The organism is Bacillus sp. FSL K6-1006 (genome assembly GCF_038593175.1).
GTDB classification, from domain to species: Bacteria; Bacillota; Bacilli; order Bacillales; family Bacillaceae; genus Bacillus; species Bacillus safensis.
This window is the reverse complement of sequence record NZ_CP151970.1, coordinates 303,924-323,007: the sequence shown is the minus strand read 5'-3', so window position 1 is coordinate 323,007 and position 19,084 is coordinate 303,924. Positions and strand designations below refer to the sequence as shown.

Genomic DNA, 19,084 nt, shown 5'->3' with positions numbered 1-19,084 from the left:
TGTACATGTTATTCAAACTTTCTGCGTTTTAGTACAAGTCCTTTGTCATCATTTCAGGCGGATGCTTAGCGGTCTGCTTTCAGTGCCGACTGCTGCGCGTGTATTGTTTCTTTTTTCTTAGAACGATTCATTTGAATCGTAGCTGCAAACAGAAGAACAGCTAAGAAGGCAAATACAAAGACGGCACTTGCCGCTCCTGCCCATTCCAGACTAAATCCAATCAAAAAGGACAAGCAGGCTCCGCCTAAGCTTGCGGCTGCAATAAAATAACTCGTCGCCTCATCGATGGCATTTTCAATCATTAAGGCAGATGCTGTCAGTGCGATTGGGAACATGCCCGCTGCGCAAAGGCCGATGAAAAAGATGAGAATCAACTGCGCGGTGATGTGGGTTGTCAGAGCGAATATCACAAGCAGCAGAATCATCAGAGATGCGCTTAGCTTTAAAAAACGCAGCGGATGCAGCTGATCGGCTTTTCTCGCAATTACGGTTCTGCCAATGACGATCGCTGTCCAGAAAGTAGAGACCGCAAAGAGGCCCCAATTTTCTCCCCCTTTTTCCAGCATGATCGACGGCAAAAAATTCGCAAAGTTCGTTTCAATCCCTGCGTAGAAAAAGGCAAAGCAAATCATGATCACCACAATCATTCGATTATTTCGATCAACAAGCAAGGACGGTTTCCTCGTCCCTTCTGTGGAAGGAGCATCCATCTGTCCGTGAGGCAGTTTGTTCATAAAAACAAGCCAAAGCATAAGGAAAAATGTCAGCGCACCCACCTGAAATAAAAACACATACTGCCATGTCTGTTCTGTGACAGTCAGCAGAATCACTAGCGGGAATAACAGCGCACCTAATCCAAAAAAGACCTCCATGATACTGATTCGCTTTGCACTATTTGCCATCGAAATGACATATGCCCCAGCTGTTGTCTCAAGACTGCCTGCGCCGCTCCCAAGAAAAAAACCTGCCAGCACAAGCGTTGTCCAGCCTGGCACCAATAGCCCCAGCAGAAGTGAGCCGATCATCAGCAAAAGACCCATGGTCAGCACAGCGCCATAGCCTTTTTTTCTCACTAGAATGGGGGATAACAGAACGCCTGTCAAAAAACCAATAAACTGAAAAAAAATTAAAGATGATAATTCCCCGGGGCCTTTATCGTAACTCGACAGCAAATAAGGCGTTAAGCTGCCAAAAAACACATGAATGGTCCCAATAAAAAAATAAAAGACACAGCCAAAATAAAATACCTTTTTCATCTTTTCACTTCCTCTAAAAAGGAGCGGAGTCATCACATCCTCCGCTCCACCTCTTTAATATGCCTGGGCAGAGACGACTGCCTCTTCCCTCTCAAAGCATGTATTGAGCGCAGCCTGCGCGCGATAACCATCTTCAAAATCAGCGACCTTCATATGAGATGGGTATGGATCAGTATTCACCCAATGCATCAGCTGATCGCGGAATGTATCGGACCATCCGTAAAATTCATTTGGCGGATCTGTCAGCAAAGTTTGCGGCATTTGATGACGCTCCACACACAATCCATCACTGATCTCATATTCGTTTTTCATGTTCGTATGGTATTTGAATACCTTGTCATGACCAACGACTTCTACACTAAATCCACATTCCTCAGGCTGCGTGCTTTTGGATGTCACCAAATGAAAGAACACTTGATTCTCCATCTGCCCGAAAATTTCGGTATGATCATCCACCTGAACCTTTTTCTCTTCTTTTTCCTTTACATGTGTCAGCATCTTGGTGTTAAGTGATTCTTTCTTCATTTCACTGCCAAATAAGTACCACAGCATATCAATCAAATGAATGCCAAGATCCCCTAGTGCACCGCTCGTACGCAGACTTTCACCGCTGTCTCTCCATGAAAAAGTCTTTCTTCTAAGGGCACTGTTTTTCTTAAAATGAGTTCTGACGGTTAAAATGCGGCCTAATTCACCGTTGGCAATCAAGTTTTTCAATATATTCACAAAGGATAAATAACGATAGTTAAAGCCCATACTGGCTTGAACTTGGAACTGTTTGGCTGTCTCCACCATTTCCTTCGCTTCCTTCAGCGACACAGCCATCGGTTTTTCACATAAAATCGGCTGTCCTGCTCTTAGCGACTGAAGGGCATGGTCCTTGTGACAAAAATTAGGGGATGCAATGATCATTCCATCAGATGCATCTGCCAATGTCTCGATACTTGAATACACACGTCCGCCGTATTGTTTAATGAATCCCTGTGCGACCGACTCATGCAAATCATAGACACCGGATAATTCTGCACCTTTGATCGTTGATAATGCTCTTGCATGTGCTTTTGCAATATTCCCTGCTCCAACAATTCCAATTTTCTTCATGAATGTGCCTCCTCATGTTTATACATCACTGTTTTCAGTGTTTCATAGATTCCTTTTGCATACCCATGATGACAAATTTGGTGATGGTGCCGTTTGGCTTCGGCTGTCGCATTTTGGACAAGGAAGCCGTGTGTGACGGATTGAAGCATCCGCAAATCGTTCCCGCTATCACCAAAGGCAAAGCCTTGATCTTTCGATAAATCATATTGGTTCAGCATAAAACGGACAATTTCATCCTTCCCTGTTCCGACTGGTAAAAAATCGACATCATAGCAATCCGCAGGATCTCCTGCAAGCGGGTTGCATTTGTTGATGTTGACCGCCACGCCTCGCTCTTTAGCCAGTGTTTGGATAAATGAGAGATGATGAAGATCTGTCCGTTCATCCTGCTCCTGATAATAGAAATTCTTCTTATACCCTGAACTGCCCAGCTGCGTTTGCGGTCTAAGGGAAATGCCCTTTTCTCGGATGGTTTCCAGGATGTCTTCGATTTTTTCATCTGAAAAGCCCTGTGCATCCAGCCGCTTCATCCACTCTGCATCTGGCTGTCCAAAATCGGCATCCGACGTATATACAATCTCAGTCCCTAAGTTCGACGCAATGAAATGCGGGAATTGATGAAACCCGCCTTTTTCCATTTTGCTCGTGACAGAATCGAGGCTGCTTCCCGTCACCCAGCCCAGCAAGAGCTGTCCCGCTTCACTCTTTTCTGCTACAAAGGCTTCCAGCCGCTTGACATCCTCTCTCTGCTCCTCTGTCATTCCGTGAGAATAATACGTTTCATCAAAATCACAGAAGACGATCCACTGCGGATTCTTCGGCAGATTCAGCAGTTTTTTATTGAATGGAAGACTTGATAACATGATGAACCCCCTCGATGACCTTCTCCTGATCTTGCAGCGGCATTCCTGGATAAAGCGGCAAGTGAAGTAATTGCTGCGCAGCTTTTTCCGTGTGTGGAAGTGTCGTTTGTCTATATTTTTGAGAAACAAGATTTGTTTGATGCTGATGCGATAGAACCGGGTAATAGACATCCGTCTCTATGCCCATTTCCAGCAATTTCGCTGCCAGTTCATCTCGTTCTCCCTTCAGCACTCTAATCGGGAATAGATGCCATACATGATCATCTGTCAGCGTCGGGAGCTTCATATATCCTTCATCCTCAACCGTTTGCAGCTGGTCAATGTATCGCTTGGCTAAGTAAAAACGTTTGAAATTTTGCAGTCCTAAATACTTCATTCGTTCGAGTCCAATCGCTGCCTGCAAATTATCAATTTTCGAATTAAAGCCGTAGTCACTGCGTTTGACATTTTTCTTTCCAGCTTCAAAGCCGTGATAGCTGATCTCCATGCATTTTTCCGCTAAGGCCTCATCATTTGTAGCGATGGCTCCTGCCTTTCCGCAGACCCCAAGGTTTTTGTATGGATTAAAGCTGAGAACAAGTCCATCTCCATAAGCGCCAAGGCCGCTGCTGCCAATCGCCTGACAGCCGTCTTCAATGATTTTCAGCCCATGCTGTTTCGCAATCGCCGAAATCTCCTTCATATCCGCTTGCTTTCCATATAAATGAACCGGTAGAATGCATACCGTTTTATCTGTGATATGCTTCTCTATTTCACTCGGTGAGAGGCAGTAGGTTTCAGGATCAATATCGGCATATACCGGAACAGCCCCAATGGCAAGCACTGCATTTTCTGTTGCAGCAAAGCTATTGGCCGGCAAAATCACCTCGTCTCCTGGATGGACGCCTGCTGATATGAGACTGATCATCAATGCATCTGTTCCACTTGACGTGGCAATGACATATTTTTTCCCTAAGTACTCAGCAATCGCCTTTTCAAATGTCGGAATATATGGCCCTGAAGTAAAACGGCCAGAGCTCAATACTTCCTTCAGCACCTGCATAATATCATCGATTTCATCTTCTGAAATCAGTTTGTCAACTGGCAGAAACGGTATCTTTTTTTCCTTATTTTGTTTATAATGGAAGAGAATTTTTTCCAAACCTGTGCGCTCTATATCTTGCTCAAGGAACGTCACCAGCTTTTCATTTGCTAGATGCTTTTCAACTGAATCGGCCTTAACTTGAACACCTTGATTGATCATATCCAGCAAAGGAAGATAATCCTTGCTTTTACCTGATATCTTCGTCAATATTTGCATTCCATTCCCTCCAATTAATCAATTCCTTTTGTTAATATTTAACTTGTTTCACATTGTAAATGATGTTATCGATTTCAGAACAATAACTTTGTGTAAAGGATTTGTTAATATGTGTACAATTTATGAAATTGCCAAACGCTGCGGGGTTTCAACCACCACCGTTTCCAGAGTGCTAAACCATCACCCATATGTGTCAGAAGAAAAGCGGCAGCTCATTTTACAGGTGATGAAAGAAATGGAATATACACCGAGTTCAGCAGCCCGCACACTAAGGTCACATCAGACAAAAACCATTGCTGTGTCTGTTCCAGCTGTGGACCATCCTTTTTTTGCACAATTGATTAAAGGCATTTCAAAGGAAGCACTGGATCAAGGATATAAAGCCATCGTGCTCCAGACGTTTTATCAAGAAGCATTAGAGCTTGAAGGGCTTCAATTATTAAAAAGAAAAGAAGTCGATGGGGTTATATTGGGTGCGTTAGAAAATACGTGGGAGAAAATTGAGCCATTTTTAACGAACGGCCCCATTGTCATGGCAAATGAATATCACCAAACAGCAAACATCCCGATTATTGGATACGATGAACGGGAAGCCGCCTATAAAGCGGTGGACTATTTGATTCGGTCGGGGCGAAAATCGATTGGGTTTTGCTTTGATACAGAAAGCAGTGAAGCGCAGAAACAAAGGAAACAGGGCTATCTTGATGCACTCTCTGCTCACGGTTTGCCGCTGCAAGATGATTGGCTCTTTGGAGAGGCTTTTACCATTGAAGACGGCTTTCGCTTAATGGAGGTCATCCATCACATGAAGGAAGCGCCTGATGCCATTTTCACCGGCAATGATCAAGTCGCAGCAGGACTCATTAAACAGGCTATTTCATACGGCTATCAAATCCCCGGGGATCTAGCGGTCATCGGCTATGACAACCAAGACATTTGTGAGGTGACAGCTCCAACGATCACCACAATTGACATACCGATCGTAGAGCTTGGCCAGCGATCTGTACAGCAAATGATCGCGCTCCTGCAAGACCAAAAACCATTACAGCGCGAACATATCCAGTTGCCTACCCGGCTCGTGACAAGAGAATCTACATAAAGAAAAAGACTGAGAGAGATCTCAGTCTTTTTTAATCTATCAACCTATACAAATTGAGCAAGAATGAATGTCCATATACATACAATACCTAGCAGAATGAAACTGTACTTCACGGTCTTTTTGAAGAGCTCAGATTCTTTCCCTGTTTCTCCAACAGCTGCTGTAGCGATAGCGATAGATTGTGGAGAAATTAATTTCGCCATCACACCACCGGTCGTATTCGCCCCAATTAACAAACCTGCTTGTGAGCCGATTTGAGAAGCAGTGACCGCTTGAAGGTTACCGAATAAGGCGTTGTTACTCACGACAGATCCCGTAATAAACACGCCGATCCAGCCAAGCACCGGACTGACAAGCGGGAACAAATCGCCTGTTTTGGCAAGAGCAAGTCCAATGGCTGAACTTAGTCCAGCAAAGTTTGCCAGGTTGGCAAAGCCCATGACAAAACAAATAGTAAGAACAGGAACCCAAAGCTCTTTCACCGCTGCTTTTAAGCAGACAGCGCCTTCTGTTAATGTAATATGTCTGCTAAACAGCCCTGTCAGCATGACCGCAATCAGAATGGCAGTACCCGTTGCACTGATGACATCAATTTTAAAGATCGCATCAATTGGTGTTTCCATTTGGGCAATTGGTGGTAATTTCACAATTTGCTGATGTAAAAAGGGCATTTTCACTAAAATGGTCGTCCAGTTAAGCGGTCCTCCTACAGCAAACAATGCTTTAAATGCCGGCAGACTCCATACCGTAATAACAGCAGTTAAAATATAGAACGGAGACCATGCTTTCAGTATTTCAACGCCGCGATACGTTTGTTTCTGTTCAATATCTGGCGCTCCTTCTTCACGATAAATGTGTTTTGGCTGCCATTTCCGAAGAAATAAAGCTAAAACTCCCATACTTGCCAAGGCAGAAATAATATTGGCAAGCTCAGGTCCCATCGTCACCATTGTGACAGCTTGCAAAATGGCATAGGTTCCACTCACAACCAGCAAGGCTGGCAGCGTTTCTTTGATTCCTTTGAATCCATCTACAATCAGAATGAGGAGGAACGGAATACAGAATGAAATAAACGGGATCGTATATACAAGGGTTTGAGATAACGCAAGCGGCGTCATATTGCCCATTTGCGCCCCTGTAATCACTGGAATGCCTACAGCACCAAATGCACCAGACGCAGCATTGGCAATTAAGCAGAGCATCGCAGCTTTCAGCGGTTTAAACCCAAGCTCTGTTAAGAGAGCGGCACTGATCGCAATCGGTACACCAAACCCAGCAGCTCCTTCTAAAAATGCATTAAAGCTAAAACCAATTAATAAGAGCTGAAGACGTTGATCTTGAGAAATTCCTGCAATACTAGATCGAATGACATCGAACTTACCAGATTTCACGGCAATTTTATAGAGCCATACCGCCATGATGACGATATATCCAATCGGCCACAGCCCATTAGATATACCGAGCAGCACAGCAGATAATGCTTTTTCAACTGGCATATGAAAGAAGAAAACAGCTGTTACAAAACTGACGATTAAGGTAAAACAAGCGGCTAAAACACCTTTTAGCTTAAAAACGGTTAATGCAAGAAGGAAAAACAAGATTGGGAGCATTGCCACCAATGCACTGACGAATTCATTACCAAACGGATCATATATTTGCTGCCACATAGTGATTCATCCTTTTCTGCTCAGATAGGTTGCTTTTGATTGATTAAAAATGAGGAGCCAAAATCTCTTTTAACACATTCACACTGTGTGCAAATTTTTCTTTCTCCGTGTCGTTCAGTGTGAGCTCCATTACTTCTGTTGCGCCATTTCGATTCACAAGGGCAGGTACACCAATGTAGACATCTTCTGCTCCGTACTCTCCATCTAAGTAAGTGCTGACAGTTAAAATGCTGTTTTCATTGTGCAGGATCGCTCTTGTAATGCGGGCTAAACTCATTGCTACACCGTAATAAGTGGCGCCTTTTTTCTCAATGATTTGGTAAGCGGCATGACGGACATTTTCCATGATTTCATCTAAGTCTTCTTGTTTGTATTGATCATTTCTCTTCATTAATTCTGTAATCGGCACACTTCCAATATTTGCATGACTCCAAACAGCAAGCTCTGTATCTCCATGCTCGCCAATGATGTACGCATGCACGTTGTGTGCCGCTGCGTCAAAGTACTCACTGAGCATGTATCTAAATCTTGCCGTATCAAGCGTCGTACCACTGCCAATCACTCGTTCTTTTGGAAGACCACTGAATTTCCAAGTCGCATATGTCAAAATATCGACTGGGTTTGTGGCCACTAAGAAAATACCGTCGAATCCACTTTTCATCACGTTTTCTACAATGCCTTTAAATATATTTAAATTTTTCTCAACAAGGTCAAGTCTTGTTTCACCTGGCTTTTGGTTTGCACCAGCACAGATACAGACGATATCTGCATCCTTACAATCCTCATAATCTCCATACCATGTATTCACAGGATGCGGCGCAAATGCTTTTCCGTGGTTTAAATCCATCACGTCACCCATTGCTTTGTCTTGATTCAAATCGATGACAACCAATTCATCTGTGATTGCTTGATTTATTAATGTAAAGGCATAACTGCTGCCGACGAAACCTGCTCCAATAAGGGCTACTTTGTTTACTTTTTCGTTTGTCATTTATCTCATCCTCCTGAGTAAAACTAGGCTGTTTTTCTTATGTGAAGTATTTCACATTCTTATTGTGCAACATTTCACAAACTTTTGCAAGGGGGCTGCTCAAAAAAAATATGTAGCGAATTTGTGAACACATTTATTGTGCTTTCAAAGCGCCCGCTCCATACATATTTCCACAAGAAAAAAGCTGCCAAACGCTCGTCGGCAGCTTCCTACATATTTAATAAGGTCCCCAGTTGATCATGACCCCGATACAAATAAATACAAGACCGATGACAAACCAAATGAGGGCAAGCGGCACCATAAAACGCAGCCACTTTACATAAGGAATACCACTTGCAGCAAGCACAGCCATCAACACACCGGAAGTCGGATTGATACAGTTGACCACCCCTTCACCAAGCATTACCGCTTCTACAGCGACCTGTCTTGTGATGCCCATTAAATCAGCGAGCGGCGCAAGAATTGGGATAAAGACAACGGCTTCTCCTGATCCTGATGAAATCAAAAAGTGAAGAAGCGCACTCGCAATATACATCCCGATCGCACCAGCGATGGGACTAAAGCCTGTCAGCATACTCGCCAAGCCATTGACCACTGTATCAAGCAGCTTCCCGTTTTCTAAAATGACCGAAATACAGCGTGCCATCCCAACAATAAGTGCGCCGTATACAAGGCTTTGGCACCCGATAATAAACGTTTTCGCAATATCATTGGCAGCTAATCCGCCGAGCAGTCCAGCGACGATAGCCATAAAAATGAACACACCCGCCATTTCCTTATCGGTCCAGCCAAGCTGAAGTGCGCCATATAAGAAACCTCCAAGTGACAATCCGCACACCGCTAAAATCAGCTTATGTCTGCCAGTAAATGCAGGCTTGTCCACAGATTCCGCATCGGCTCCGCCAAGCCCCTTAGCAGGAAACCATTGATCGCCAAGAATGCTTCCCTTTTCTTTATTCTTCAGACGTCTTGTATATAAATAGATGTACACAATACTAGAAATAAGAAAACAAAGATAAATAATGACACGCAGGCCGATGCCGGAAAAGATCGGCAGCTCTGCAATTGTTTGTGATAAACCTAATGGAGATGGAGATAAAATCGTTGCGTTAAACCCTGCATAACAGCCGATGTATATGACAGCGGCTCCTGCTACAGCATCCCATTTCAAGGATCGTGCCACAATGATGCCGATTGGAATAAACCCAATGACAGAATTCACGACAATTCCGGTCGTTCCAAGGACTGAAAATAATCCCCCAACAATACAAATAAACAATAATTGCTTCGTTTGAAACCGGCTGATGACATGGTGAATCATCCCGTTAATAGCACCTGTCTTCTCCAAAATGGCAATGGTTCCGCCCGTAAATAGAATCAGAAAAATAATAGAAGAGGACCCTACCATTCCTTCTTGTATCGCTGTGAAAAAGCCAACTGGACTCACTGGTGATTGATCAATACGGTGATAGCTGCCAGGAACGGCTGTTGTGATCTCCCCAGATGTCTTTCGGTCAAACTCACCCGCTGGTACAAAATACGTTGCTATTGTACAAATCAGTGCAATCATAAATAAGAGAACATACGCATCCGGCATTTGAAGTTTTCGTTTTTGTTTCTCTGGTGCTGATACTGTCGCTGTTTTCATGTGTCAAAACCCCTTTGTCCCGATCGGAATTTCACTTAATTTTCAGAATAATCAAATGATGTGTTATATTATAAACACTGTTGATATTTAAGATCAATATTATTTCACTAAAATAATGTTTTGACAGATTATCTGTCAGCAAGGAGGCTTCTCATGACAACTTTGACAAACGAAATGAAACAAACCGTGACAGACATCTTTGAACACTTGCATGCCCATCCAGAAATCAGCTGGGAAGAAACAGAAACGACTGCTTATATTGAAGATATATTGAAAAAATTGGGCTGCAAAACTCAAACATTTGACGACTGTACAGGGGTGATCGGTGAAATTGGAGAAGGCGCACCAGTGGTCGCTGTGAGAGCCGATATTGATGCACTTTGGCAGGAAGTAGATGGTGAGTTTCAAGCCAATCATTCATGCGGCCACGATGCACACATGACAATGGCTCTCGGCACCTTCATGGCATTAAAGGAAAAAGAACGCCCGAACGGCACGATCCGTTTCATCTTTCAGCCTGCCGAGGAAAGAGGCGGCGGGGCGCTGAAAATGATTGAAAAAGGTGTGCTCGCAGATGTCGATTTCTTATATGGCGTACATGTGCGCCCAATCCAAGAAACATTAAACGGACGCTGCGCTCCTGCTATATTGCACGGATCAAGTAATCATTACGTCGGCACCATTATTGGCGAGGAAGCGCACGGTGCACGTCCACACCTTGGCGTCAACGTAATAGAAGTGGCTTCAACCCTCGTGCAGAGACTCGCGCATATCCATGTCGATCCAAGAGTCGCGCATTCTGTCAAAATGACCAATTTACATGCTGGCGGGGGCAGCTCAAACATCATCCCAGGCAAAGCCTCTTTTACATTAGATGTACGGGCACAAACAAACGAAGTGATGGATGAACTAGAAAAAGAAATTGAAAGAGCGGTTCATTCTGTAGCGGATGCCTTTGGCGCTTCCATTACACTTTCAACAGACCATCGTCTGCCTGCCGCCACCTTAAATGAAGAAGCTGTCCAGATCATGTCTCATGCAATTGAACAGGTTTTAGGCAAAGAGCAGCTTGATCCCCCGATCGTCACAACAGGTGGAGAGGACTTTCACTTTTACGCAGCAAAGCTTCCGCATATCAAATCCACGATGCTCGGTTTAGGCTGTGATTTAAAGCCCGGTCTTCATCATCCGTATATGACCTTCGACCGCTCTGCTATCTTTACTGGCATTGAGATTTTGACCGAGGCTGTCTATCAAACACTCCAGCAGCATTCATCATAAATGAAAAAGCCACCCGCCTTCTCTTCAGGGCGGGTGGTCTGCTTTATATTACGCATTCAGATCTGCCATGGCTGGAACGTTGATTTCTTTCACGCAAGATACCCTTGATAAATGAATCACGCATCTCGCAAGCTCCACAATATCCTGAACAGGGATTCTCGTTTCATCATAAAGAGTGATGGCCTTTTCGGCTCCATCTTCATACGGAACCTCCGCCGCCAGTTCTCCTGGATTGATACAGGTGACGGATATTTTATCTTTCCTCACATGCTCTCTCAGTGCATTCACAATTCCGCGCAGGCCAAATTTAGATGCAACAAACGAGACCTGCGGCAGGTTCGTATGATCGAGACCCGCCGTTGAGCCAATGACGATGATTTTTCCATTCTCCGATTTCCTTACGTGAGGAAGCAGTGCCTGGATGTACGTAATGGTTGAGGTGACATTCACATTGATTAAATGTGCAATATCCTCTGGCTGATCGTGATCAAAGGAATAATCGTCTTCAAAGCCTCGTTTTTCCCATAAACCGACGTTATAGATGAGTACATCAATCGTCTTGTTCTCAAGTGCTTCGAGCATATAAGGGATATGTGTTTGGCTTGATAAGTCGATTTTCAGCCAAATTCTATGTACACCGTCATCTATGTTCAAACTGCTTGGTTCACTTCGCGACACAATCCAAACTGTATCTCCACTTGATGGAAGACCCTTTACAAAAGCATCTCCTAACCCTTGACTTGCACCGAATATGATATAGTTTTTACTCATAGCTCCTCCTTCTAGGACACACAAACTGTAAGCGTTTTATACCTATATCATACAGATTCTAAGAGCCCGGCGCCCCTTTTATGCTCGTCTTCACTTATTGAGTGGCGCAGCTACTGGATTTCCTTTAATTCGACTGGTAATGCACGTGCCTCTATAAAGCTTATGACCATTTCTGTAAAAAGTTCTTTCTTTTCAAAAGTAAATGTATGCCCAATACCGGGAACAACGACGCCTGTTGCCTTCGGATGTGAATTCGTTATTTTTTTTGCTGACCGTTTCATGATGCCTTTTTCTTTTTCTCCCACTGTGACAAGAATACGTGCCTTCGCTTGCTGAAACGTGTCTGGGAGCTTGTAATGGAGGTTTTCTTGAAACATCGTAAGAAGGGTTTTCTTTTGCAGATGTTTCGATTCCGCCGCATAATGATGCAGTACATGTTGCGGGAGCCCCATCTTTTCGGCTTGGAGCTGAATAAACCAATCTTTTTTTAATAATGGATACGTCAGTGGCAAGAGGGGTCTCACCATGAAGTGGAGCCATGGCAAAGGCATCACAAGGGCGCTATTGATAACTGCTATGTCTACGATATCCGGCTCTCTTGATAACACATCAACGGCAATCTGCGCACCTAAAGAAAATCCAATCAGAATCACTTGACGGCCATTCGCGTTTTCCTTGATCCATGAGATGACTTCACGGGTGCTTTCATTCATTGAAAATATCTGTTCTTTTGCTCTTGTCCCGTGTCCAATGAGATCAGGGGCAAAGCATTCATACGTGTTTTTCAATATTTCAACCTGCTCCTGCCACATCCAGCTGCTTACTCCTCCACCATGCAGAAAAATCATGATTGACTTATCCATCGCCCGACAACTCCATCCTTCTATATAAGAAAAAAGCAGCCGCTTTTTGAGCAGACTGCTTTTTCAACATGCTCCCTTCTATTATAAGGGAACCACTACATCATTGACTATTTTTTCAAATCCTCAATGGAGTTTACGTTCTTCATATATGTCGGGACAACTAGCCCCATTCGAAGACCTTTCATACTTGTACCAAGGTCATCATATTTTCCTTTAAACTTCGCTGCATACGTTTTATGCGTATTTGGCAGCCAAGCGGATAATGATGCATCCGCACTTCCGGTTGCAATTGCTGTCCACATCGGACCTGCTTCAACCTGAGTCAAAGTTACTTTAAACCCGAGTTCACGCAATACTTCTGCTGCAACATTGGTACTTGCAATCTCACTATCCCATGCAACGTAGGCAAGATTCACTTTTCCACCATTCGACTTTTTCACGCCTTTTGTCCATTTCGCTACTTGGTCTTTATGTTTTTTCACATATTTTAAGGCGGCATCCTTTGGTTTCACACCATCTTGGATATCAATCATGACTTCGCCCATGTCATCTTGAGACCATTTAAATTGACTAAGCATTTTAGCTGCTTCCGGCTGATCCTTCGCAAAGCCTTTACGTGAAATCGTATGAATTTCTTCCGCTTCACCGTAAGATTTTTTTGGATCATCTAAATATTTTAAATCATAGCGGGAAAACATCCAGTGTGGATTCCAGCCAGTGATAATGATTGGTTTTTTACGGTCGTATGATTTTTTGAGCGTTGCCGTCATGGCTGCACTTGATGCAGACACAACCGTCCAATCCTCTAAGCCATAATCCTTTTTGGCCTGATCGGTTAGGGCCATAATACCTGAACCCGGATCAATCCCAATAATCGTTTTATTGACCTGCTGTGCTGCACTTGCATTTGAATCCGATTGTGCACCGCAAGCGGCTAGTAAAAAGACGAGCAGGGCGGTCATCCCAATGTAGAGAGACTTTTTCCACATTAAGCATTCCCCCTGGTTTTTTTCGTTTTAATGTTTTGTGTAATACGGTCGAGTGTAATCGCCACAATAACAATGGCAATACCTGCTTCAAAACCAATACCTGTTTTCAGCTGCGTTACCGCACTATATACTTCTGAACCAAGTCCTGGTGCACCTACCATTGCCGCAATAACGACCATGGATAGAGCCAGCATGATACTTTGGTTAATACCAGCTAAGATGGTTTTTGTTGCAAGTGGAAGCTGAACTTTGAATAAACGCTGGAATGTCGTTGAACCAAAAGCTTCAGTTGCTTCAATTAAATCCGCTGGTACTTGTTTAATACCGAGAATGGTCATACGAATCGTTGGCGGCATGGAGAAAATAACCGATGCCACAACCCCAGGAACAACCCCAATGTTAAAGAAAAAGATCGCTGGTAATAGATAAACGAATGCAGGCATTGTCTGCATTAAATCTAAGATAGGTGTCACAATTTTACGCACAGTTTCCTTCTGTGATGCCCAAATACCGATCGGAACCCCGATCACAATGGAAATGACCACAGCGGTCAAAACGAGTGCAAGTGTTTGAAGCATTGGATGCCAGTAGCCTAAATAGTCGATCAGTAAAAATCCAATAAGTGTGAAAAGAGCAACTCCTCTTGTACTGATCCACCAAGCAATGCCGGCAAAGATAAGGGTTAAAATAATGGATGGAATGACGCCAAGTGCAGCTACAATTCCATTTACTGTTCCAGCTAATCCATTTGTGATGCCATCAAAGAAACCACCAAACGTTAATGTTAACCAGTCAACAAATCGATCGATATAATCCGCGAACGGAATTCTAGGTAAATCACTCATACTAAACATCTTATTCTACCTCCTGTGCAGAAGGCTCTTGTGTCTTAATTTCCTCTAGCTTGTTAGAAGACATGTTGATATATTCATCATTTCCTGATAATGCACCAATCAATGCACCTCTGACCACAATGCCCTTCATTCTGTTTTTCTCATCTACAACTGCAATTGGAATGTTTGCCGCATCAGACACTGCATCAAAGATTTCTGTTAAATACGTTGATTCCAATACTGTGGTAAATTCTTTATCAAGAACAGTTTCAAGCGACGCTCCCGTTTCTGCTGCTTTTTTCGCTGCTTGTGCAGAAATAACACCTAATAAATGCTTTTTCTTATCTACTGCATAGATAGACGAAATCCCAAGGTTTTTCATGAGCGTAAGCGCAACACGTGCCCCTTTATCGATCTGAACTGTTTCTGCACGTTTCATAATATGACCAGCGGTTAATACTTTAGAAAGGTCAACATCTTCAACGAAGCGTTCAACATATTCATTCGATGGGTTCATCAGAATTTCTTCTGGTGTTCCGATTTGAACGATATTTCCGTCCTTCATGAGTACAATGCGGTCACCAATACGAAGCGCCTCATCTAAATCATGGGTAATGAAAATGATCGTTTTTCCTACAGATGTATGAAGCTCAAGCAATTCATCCTGCATATCTTTCCGAATTAATGGATCTAGTGCGCTGAATGCTTCATCCATTAATAAAATGTCAGGGTCATTTGCTAAAGCACGTGCCAATCCAACACGCTGCTGCATACCACCACTTAATTGATTTGGGTATTGCTCTTCAAAGCCTTCAAGTCCAACAAGCTTTAAAGATTCAAGCGCTTTTGATCTGCGCTCTTCTTTATCTACACCTTGCAATTCAAGACCATACTCTGTGTTCTCAAGAATTGTACGGTGCGGGAACAATGCGAAGTTTTGGAAAACCATGCTGATCTTTTTCCGTCTGACTTCACGCAATTGATCCTTTGACATATTTGTTATCATATCCCCATCAATATATATTTCACCGGAGGTTGGTTCGATTAACCTGTTTAGCATCCGCACAAGTGTGGACTTTCCGCTCCCTGATAGCCCCATGATGACAAATATCTCGCCGTCATAAACATCAAAATTTGCTCGATTGACACCAACAGTTGCGCCGGTCTCTTTTAGGATTTCTCTTTTTGTTTTCCCTTTTTCAAGCATTTGAGATGCTTTTTTAGCATTTTTACCGAAAATTTTAGATACATTATTTATCTTGATTTTGATATTTCTCTCTTCAGAATTCATATTTTCCCTCCAAATTAGCATCTTTATAACCGTAACATAAGCGTTATGATGCGAACAATCTTTAGAATTCGCTTATTTCCCCACAATATGTATGAATTCCATATAGAGGTCTGGTCATTAGAGTTTATACGCCGTATTACTCGTAAATCCTATAGAATGCTTCATAAACTACATATTTTACGGGGTATTTCCTCTCATCAGACAATATTTTACTGGAAATTCCTAATTGTACTAAAAAATAAGTCGAATCCTCGTTATAGCGTTTTTTTGAATCATGGGCGAACCATTCCCCTGAACAGGATTTACCCGAAAATGGTCACATAAAAACCTTTTTTCTCAAATTTTATTTAAATTCATAAAAAAACTGCCTGCAACTTTAGTTACAGACAGCTTGTTTTTTTAGGACTCCAGGGCAGCCCGCTTAATATTATCTTGAAGCTCAAGCATACGTTTTGTTCCATCTTCGCGTAATCGCTTGTTCTCTTCTTCGATCTGTTTCGTCTCTTTCATCCCTTGTACAATTGTATTAAAGGAAGATTCGATCGTTTCAATGTCGATGCTTGGACGGCCAGATAATTTGGCAATCTCCACACTTTGACTTGAAATGTTTTCAGCATTTCGTTTCAGCATTTCATTTGTTCTTCTATCCAGCTCACTCATAGAATCAGCCACAAGCTTTTGTCTCTTCGCTGTAACAGCTTGAATGATCCCATTTTTGAAAATTGGAATCGTGATGATGAAGGCAGAGTTGATCTTCCCGATTAATTTCGTATTCCCGCGCTGAAGCAAACGGATTTGCGGTGCTGTTTGAAGCGCCACCATTCTTGCCATATCAAGGTCATACACACGCTCTTCAAGCGCTTGAATGCCATTACGAAGCGTATCAAGCTCCATCTGCGCCAGCTGGTTTCCACTAGCTGCTTTTTCTTCATATGAAGGAACCAATTGCTTTAATTCTTCGATTTTCATTTGACCGGCTACGACATACTTTTCAAGCTCCATATAGTATTGAATGTTATGCTCATACATTTCTTCAAGCGTCACAGTCGATTTGGTCATTTCATCTTTATATTTACTAATTTCTACATTAATTTTTTCAATCTCTGCACCGAGGGTTTGATATTTACTAAAAATCTTTTCAATCATGCTGCCGCCGCGCTTAAAGATTTTTGACAACAAACCACCCTTCGGTTCGTCAAAATCATTTTTATCAAAGCGATCCATAATCTTGCCAAGCTGCGTCAGCATTGTTCCTGAGTCAGTGACACTTGTTGAACGCATCATTGAAAGGATACGATCAGAGAACTTAGAGATTTCAACGGCCGGCTGTTTTCCGTATTCAAGAAGTTCAAGCTGATTTTTCGCATCGATCTGTCTCGCAATATTTTGCACTTCTGGTTCATTTCGAAGCTGAACGCGAATATCGTCTGCTTTCTCAATCGTGATTTCCTCTTTATCAATTGAAATGATGTCATTTCCGTTTGTATTTGTCATAAGCTTTGATCTCCTTATCGGTTTTTAATGGATTGAAATAACTTTCTAACGATGGACGGCTCTTTAAACTCCTGGTTCATGACCATCTCATCAAGCCAATGGGTATCAAATAATTGGTCATCGATATACCGTTCGATACACTGATATCCCGCCGGATGATATACGAAGAGATCCACACCCATTTCATTTAGGAAAATCAGGGCGGCCGCATCAGAGCGAGTCAGCTCACCATTATATTCTGTATGGTATAAAATCACTTTCGGTACGGTTTGTGCGTAATCAAAGGTTTGAATCAGTTCAATGAGATCCTGGCTTAAATGCAGAACCTGCTTGAATAAATAAATACGGACATCTAATTCGGTTTCATTGCCTTCTTTTAATAGCTTCGGATGCTGACAGATTCGAGATATCGCCTCTGCAATCGCACGCTGCGTACCCTCATATAGATGAGAAAACTGCCACACATTGCTTTTCATTAATAAGTCAGGATCAATCTCTCCAGCAGAAGAAAGTGCATGCTGATAATGAAATTGATAATTCGATGTCACTTCTTTCGTAAAAGGAAAATGGCGAATGGTCTTCGTCTCTTTCCCTTCCATTAACGTGTGAATGCGATCCCAGTATTCACGCTTGTCTCGTGTGACACCCATCATTTTCGCAAAGAGGTTTGGAATCTGTATCGTGTCTCGGTCTGCTTTGAAATTCGGGCGGATAAAGGATCGTTCCTTTGCAATTAAAAACAGCTCATCATACGTTGTCTTGAGTGTAATGGAATGAGGAGTATGATCTCTGAATTGCCACGGCTTATAGAGCATTGAATCTTCCGTGTGAAGCACCTCTTCAAGCTCTCTTGTCGAGCGGTACGCCACCGTTGATTTCCTCTCAGGCTTTTCAGCAGGGAACGGCTCAAGCTTTGAAGTTCCCGGGTACTGATCAATAAAAGTCAGCTTTTCTTCTGGATCTAATTCGCGGAACGAATCCTTGCCTTCTGGATGAAATAGGACAACATCACAGCCAATCAGCATGACATAGTAAAGAAAATAAAGCTGACTTTTATTCGCCTCTCCATACCAAATAACAGCCGGCATTTTTTCTTCGATATTGACTTCCTTCAGCCATGGACCTAGATGATTATTTGAAAACTTCACGACATCCAGCAGGACCCGGCGGAAATCAGGATGCTGAAATCCACCCTCGTGCAGCTGCTTGAAATGCTCAAACACCTTGATCAATGAAAGACGGATATGCCGGTTCATCACAGGGTTTGGATGGCGTACAATCAGCTGTTCACCATCTAAAAAAGCCACAAAGCGATTTACGGACAATCCCTTTTCTTCTTGGTTAATCAAATGAATACGCTGCAGTGCTTGAAAATGCTCCGGCTCAATATGGCGATTGAGTGTTTCACTTAAAATATGCATGCCGTCTGTTTCGTATAATTCATGTAAATAAATAAAATAATCGGTTGCATCATGCGGAGTTCCAAGGACCCGGGCGGCGAGACGCGGCAAGGACAGCGTATGCTCGTCCTTTACATAACCGTCTCTTTCAGGGAGCGGCTTTTTCAGCACGTTTTTCCAGGCTTCCTGCTCCGCCCGTGTATGGGTGACATTGATTTCTTTATAACTCACGCCGCT

16 protein-coding genes are annotated in these 19,084 nt (G+C 43.0%); 2 read left to right on the top strand and 14 right to left on the bottom strand.

From position 1 onward, the window contains the following. Positions 1–65: 65 nt before the first annotated feature. Genes NSS65_RS01740 through NSS65_RS01725 form a run of 4 tightly spaced genes read right to left on the bottom strand, consistent with a single transcriptional unit; the run spans position 66 to position 4,520 of the window. On the bottom strand, positions 66–1,256 hold the full coding sequence (locus NSS65_RS01740; protein WP_098677408.1) for an MFS transporter: 1,191 nt from the start codon (positions 1,254–1,256) through the stop codon (positions 66–68). A 54-nt stretch (positions 1,257–1,310) separates the two neighbouring features. After that, complete coding sequence (locus NSS65_RS01735) at positions 1,311–2,357, bottom strand: Gfo/Idh/MocA family oxidoreductase (RefSeq protein ID WP_098677407.1); 1,047 nt, start codon at positions 2,355–2,357, stop codon at positions 1,311–1,313. Beyond that, positions 2,354–3,220, bottom strand: a complete 867-nt coding sequence (locus NSS65_RS01730; RefSeq protein ID WP_098677406.1) for an HAD-IIB family hydrolase — start codon at positions 3,218–3,220, stop codon at positions 2,354–2,356. Before NSS65_RS01730 ends, NSS65_RS01735 begins: the two co-directional genes overlap by 4 nt. Then, the gene (locus NSS65_RS01725) at positions 3,195–4,520 is read right to left on the bottom strand and encodes a DegT/DnrJ/EryC1/StrS family aminotransferase (RefSeq protein WP_098677405.1); all 1,326 of its coding nucleotides are present in this window, start codon (positions 4,518–4,520) and stop codon (positions 3,195–3,197) included. The genes NSS65_RS01730 and NSS65_RS01725 overlap by 26 nt, the downstream gene beginning before the upstream one ends. A 109-nt stretch (positions 4,521–4,629) precedes the next feature. On the opposite strand from NSS65_RS01725, the gene NSS65_RS01720 reads away from it, so the two are divergent. Continuing rightward, positions 4,630–5,619 (top strand): LacI family DNA-binding transcriptional regulator, encoded by a 990-nt coding sequence (locus tag NSS65_RS01720; RefSeq protein ID WP_024424341.1) that lies wholly within the window; start codon positions 4,630–4,632, stop codon positions 5,617–5,619. A 44-nt stretch (positions 5,620–5,663) separates the two neighbouring features. Here the strand turns inward: NSS65_RS01720 and NSS65_RS01715 are convergent, their stop codons facing one another. The 3 genes from NSS65_RS01715 to NSS65_RS01705 form a co-directional block, all read right to left on the bottom strand. Then, positions 5,664–7,286: an L-lactate permease gene (locus NSS65_RS01715; RefSeq protein ID WP_098677404.1), complete on the bottom strand. Its 1,623-nt coding sequence runs from the start codon at positions 7,284–7,286 to the stop codon at positions 5,664–5,666. 43 nt (positions 7,287–7,329) lie between these two features. Continuing rightward, entirely contained in the window at positions 7,330–8,277 is a 948-nt protein-coding gene (locus NSS65_RS01710) for an L-lactate dehydrogenase (protein WP_070326655.1), read from the bottom strand. 217 nt (positions 8,278–8,494) lie between these two features. Continuing rightward, positions 8,495–9,925 (bottom strand): YfcC family protein, encoded by a 1,431-nt coding sequence (locus NSS65_RS01705; protein WP_034283233.1) that lies wholly within the window; start codon positions 9,923–9,925, stop codon positions 8,495–8,497. Positions 9,926–10,078: 153 nt separating this feature from the next. On the opposite strand from NSS65_RS01705, the gene NSS65_RS01700 reads away from it, so the two are divergent. Then, positions 10,079–11,206, top strand: coding sequence for a M20 peptidase aminoacylase family protein (locus NSS65_RS01700; RefSeq protein WP_098677403.1), 1,128 nt, complete (start codon positions 10,079–10,081; stop codon positions 11,204–11,206). Between the two features lie 48 nt (positions 11,207–11,254). Here the strand turns inward: NSS65_RS01700 and NSS65_RS01695 are convergent, their stop codons facing one another. The 7 genes from NSS65_RS01695 to NSS65_RS01665 form a co-directional block, all read right to left on the bottom strand. Beyond that, positions 11,255–11,977, bottom strand: a complete 723-nt coding sequence (locus tag NSS65_RS01695) for an SDR family oxidoreductase (RefSeq protein WP_034283231.1) — start codon at positions 11,975–11,977, stop codon at positions 11,255–11,257. Between the two features lie 110 nt (positions 11,978–12,087). Then, a complete protein-coding gene (locus NSS65_RS01690; protein WP_098677402.1) occupies positions 12,088–12,840 on the bottom strand; it encodes an alpha/beta hydrolase in 753 nt (250 codons plus the stop codon). Positions 12,841–12,947: 107 nt separating this feature from the next. Further along, positions 12,948–13,829 (bottom strand): glycine betaine ABC transporter substrate-binding protein, encoded by an 882-nt coding sequence (locus tag NSS65_RS01685; protein WP_034283229.1) that lies wholly within the window; start codon positions 13,827–13,829, stop codon positions 12,948–12,950. Continuing rightward, the gene (gene opuAB, locus NSS65_RS01680; RefSeq protein ID WP_034283343.1) at positions 13,829–14,674 is read right to left on the bottom strand and encodes a glycine/proline betaine ABC transporter permease subunit OpuAB; all 846 of its coding nucleotides are present in this window, start codon (positions 14,672–14,674) and stop codon (positions 13,829–13,831) included. The genes NSS65_RS01685 and opuAB overlap by 1 nt, the downstream gene beginning before the upstream one ends. A 10-nt stretch (positions 14,675–14,684) precedes the next feature. Continuing rightward, positions 14,685–15,953 carry a glycine/proline betaine ABC transporter ATP-binding protein OpuAA gene (gene opuAA / locus NSS65_RS01675; RefSeq protein WP_034283228.1) on the bottom strand — a complete coding sequence of 423 codons (1,269 nt, stop codon included), beginning with the start codon at positions 15,951–15,953 and terminating at the stop codon, positions 14,685–14,687. 399 nt (positions 15,954–16,352) lie between these two features. Continuing rightward, positions 16,353–17,447, bottom strand: coding sequence for a toxic anion resistance protein (locus NSS65_RS01670; protein ID WP_034283225.1), 1,095 nt, complete (start codon positions 17,445–17,447; stop codon positions 16,353–16,355). Between the two features lie 14 nt (positions 17,448–17,461). Then, positions 17,462–19,078: a YceG family protein gene (locus NSS65_RS01665; RefSeq protein ID WP_041116552.1), complete on the bottom strand. Its 1,617-nt coding sequence runs from the start codon at positions 19,076–19,078 to the stop codon at positions 17,462–17,464. Between the last annotated feature and the right edge of the window lie 6 nt (positions 19,079–19,084).

Excerpts from the sequence above, each read along its gene's own strand:
- opuAB (WP_034283343.1), bottom strand. The coding sequence starts at position 14,674 with ATGAGTGATTTACCTAGAATTCCGTTCGCGGATTATATCGATCGATTT.
- NSS65_RS01715 (WP_098677404.1), bottom strand. The coding sequence starts at position 7,286 with ATGTGGCAGCAAATATATGATCCGTTTGGTAATGAATTCGTCAGTGCA.
- opuAA (WP_034283228.1), bottom strand. The coding sequence starts at position 15,953 with ATGAATTCTGAAGAGAGAAATATCAAAATCAAGATAAATAATGTATCT.
- NSS65_RS01725 (WP_098677405.1), bottom strand. The coding sequence starts at position 4,520 with ATGCAAATATTGACGAAGATATCAGGTAAAAGCAAGGATTATCTTCCT.
- NSS65_RS01695 (WP_034283231.1), bottom strand. The coding sequence starts at position 11,977 with ATGAGTAAAAACTATATCATATTCGGTGCAAGTCAAGGGTTAGGAGAT.
- NSS65_RS01730 (WP_098677406.1), bottom strand. The coding sequence starts at position 3,220 with ATGTTATCAAGTCTTCCATTCAATAAAAAACTGCTGAATCTGCCGAAG.
- NSS65_RS01705 (WP_034283233.1), bottom strand. The coding sequence starts at position 9,925 with ATGAAAACAGCGACAGTATCAGCACCAGAGAAACAAAAACGAAAACTT.
- NSS65_RS01670 (WP_034283225.1), bottom strand. The coding sequence starts at position 17,447 with ATGACAAATACAAACGGAAATGACATCATTTCAATTGATAAAGAGGAA.
- NSS65_RS01735 (WP_098677407.1), bottom strand. The coding sequence starts at position 2,357 with ATGAAGAAAATTGGAATTGTTGGAGCAGGGAATATTGCAAAAGCACAT.
- NSS65_RS01710 (WP_070326655.1), bottom strand. The coding sequence starts at position 8,277 with ATGACAAACGAAAAAGTAAACAAAGTAGCCCTTATTGGAGCAGGTTTC.
- NSS65_RS01690 (WP_098677402.1), bottom strand. The coding sequence starts at position 12,840 with ATGGATAAGTCAATCATGATTTTTCTGCATGGTGGAGGAGTAAGCAGC.
- NSS65_RS01700 (WP_098677403.1), top strand. The coding sequence starts at position 10,079 with ATGACAACTTTGACAAACGAAATGAAACAAACCGTGACAGACATCTTT.
- NSS65_RS01685 (WP_034283229.1), bottom strand. The coding sequence starts at position 13,829 with ATGTGGAAAAAGTCTCTCTACATTGGGATGACCGCCCTGCTCGTCTTT.
- NSS65_RS01740 (WP_098677408.1), bottom strand. The coding sequence starts at position 1,256 with ATGAAAAAGGTATTTTATTTTGGCTGTGTCTTTTATTTTTTTATTGGG.
- NSS65_RS01720 (WP_024424341.1), top strand. The coding sequence starts at position 4,630 with ATGTGTACAATTTATGAAATTGCCAAACGCTGCGGGGTTTCAACCACC.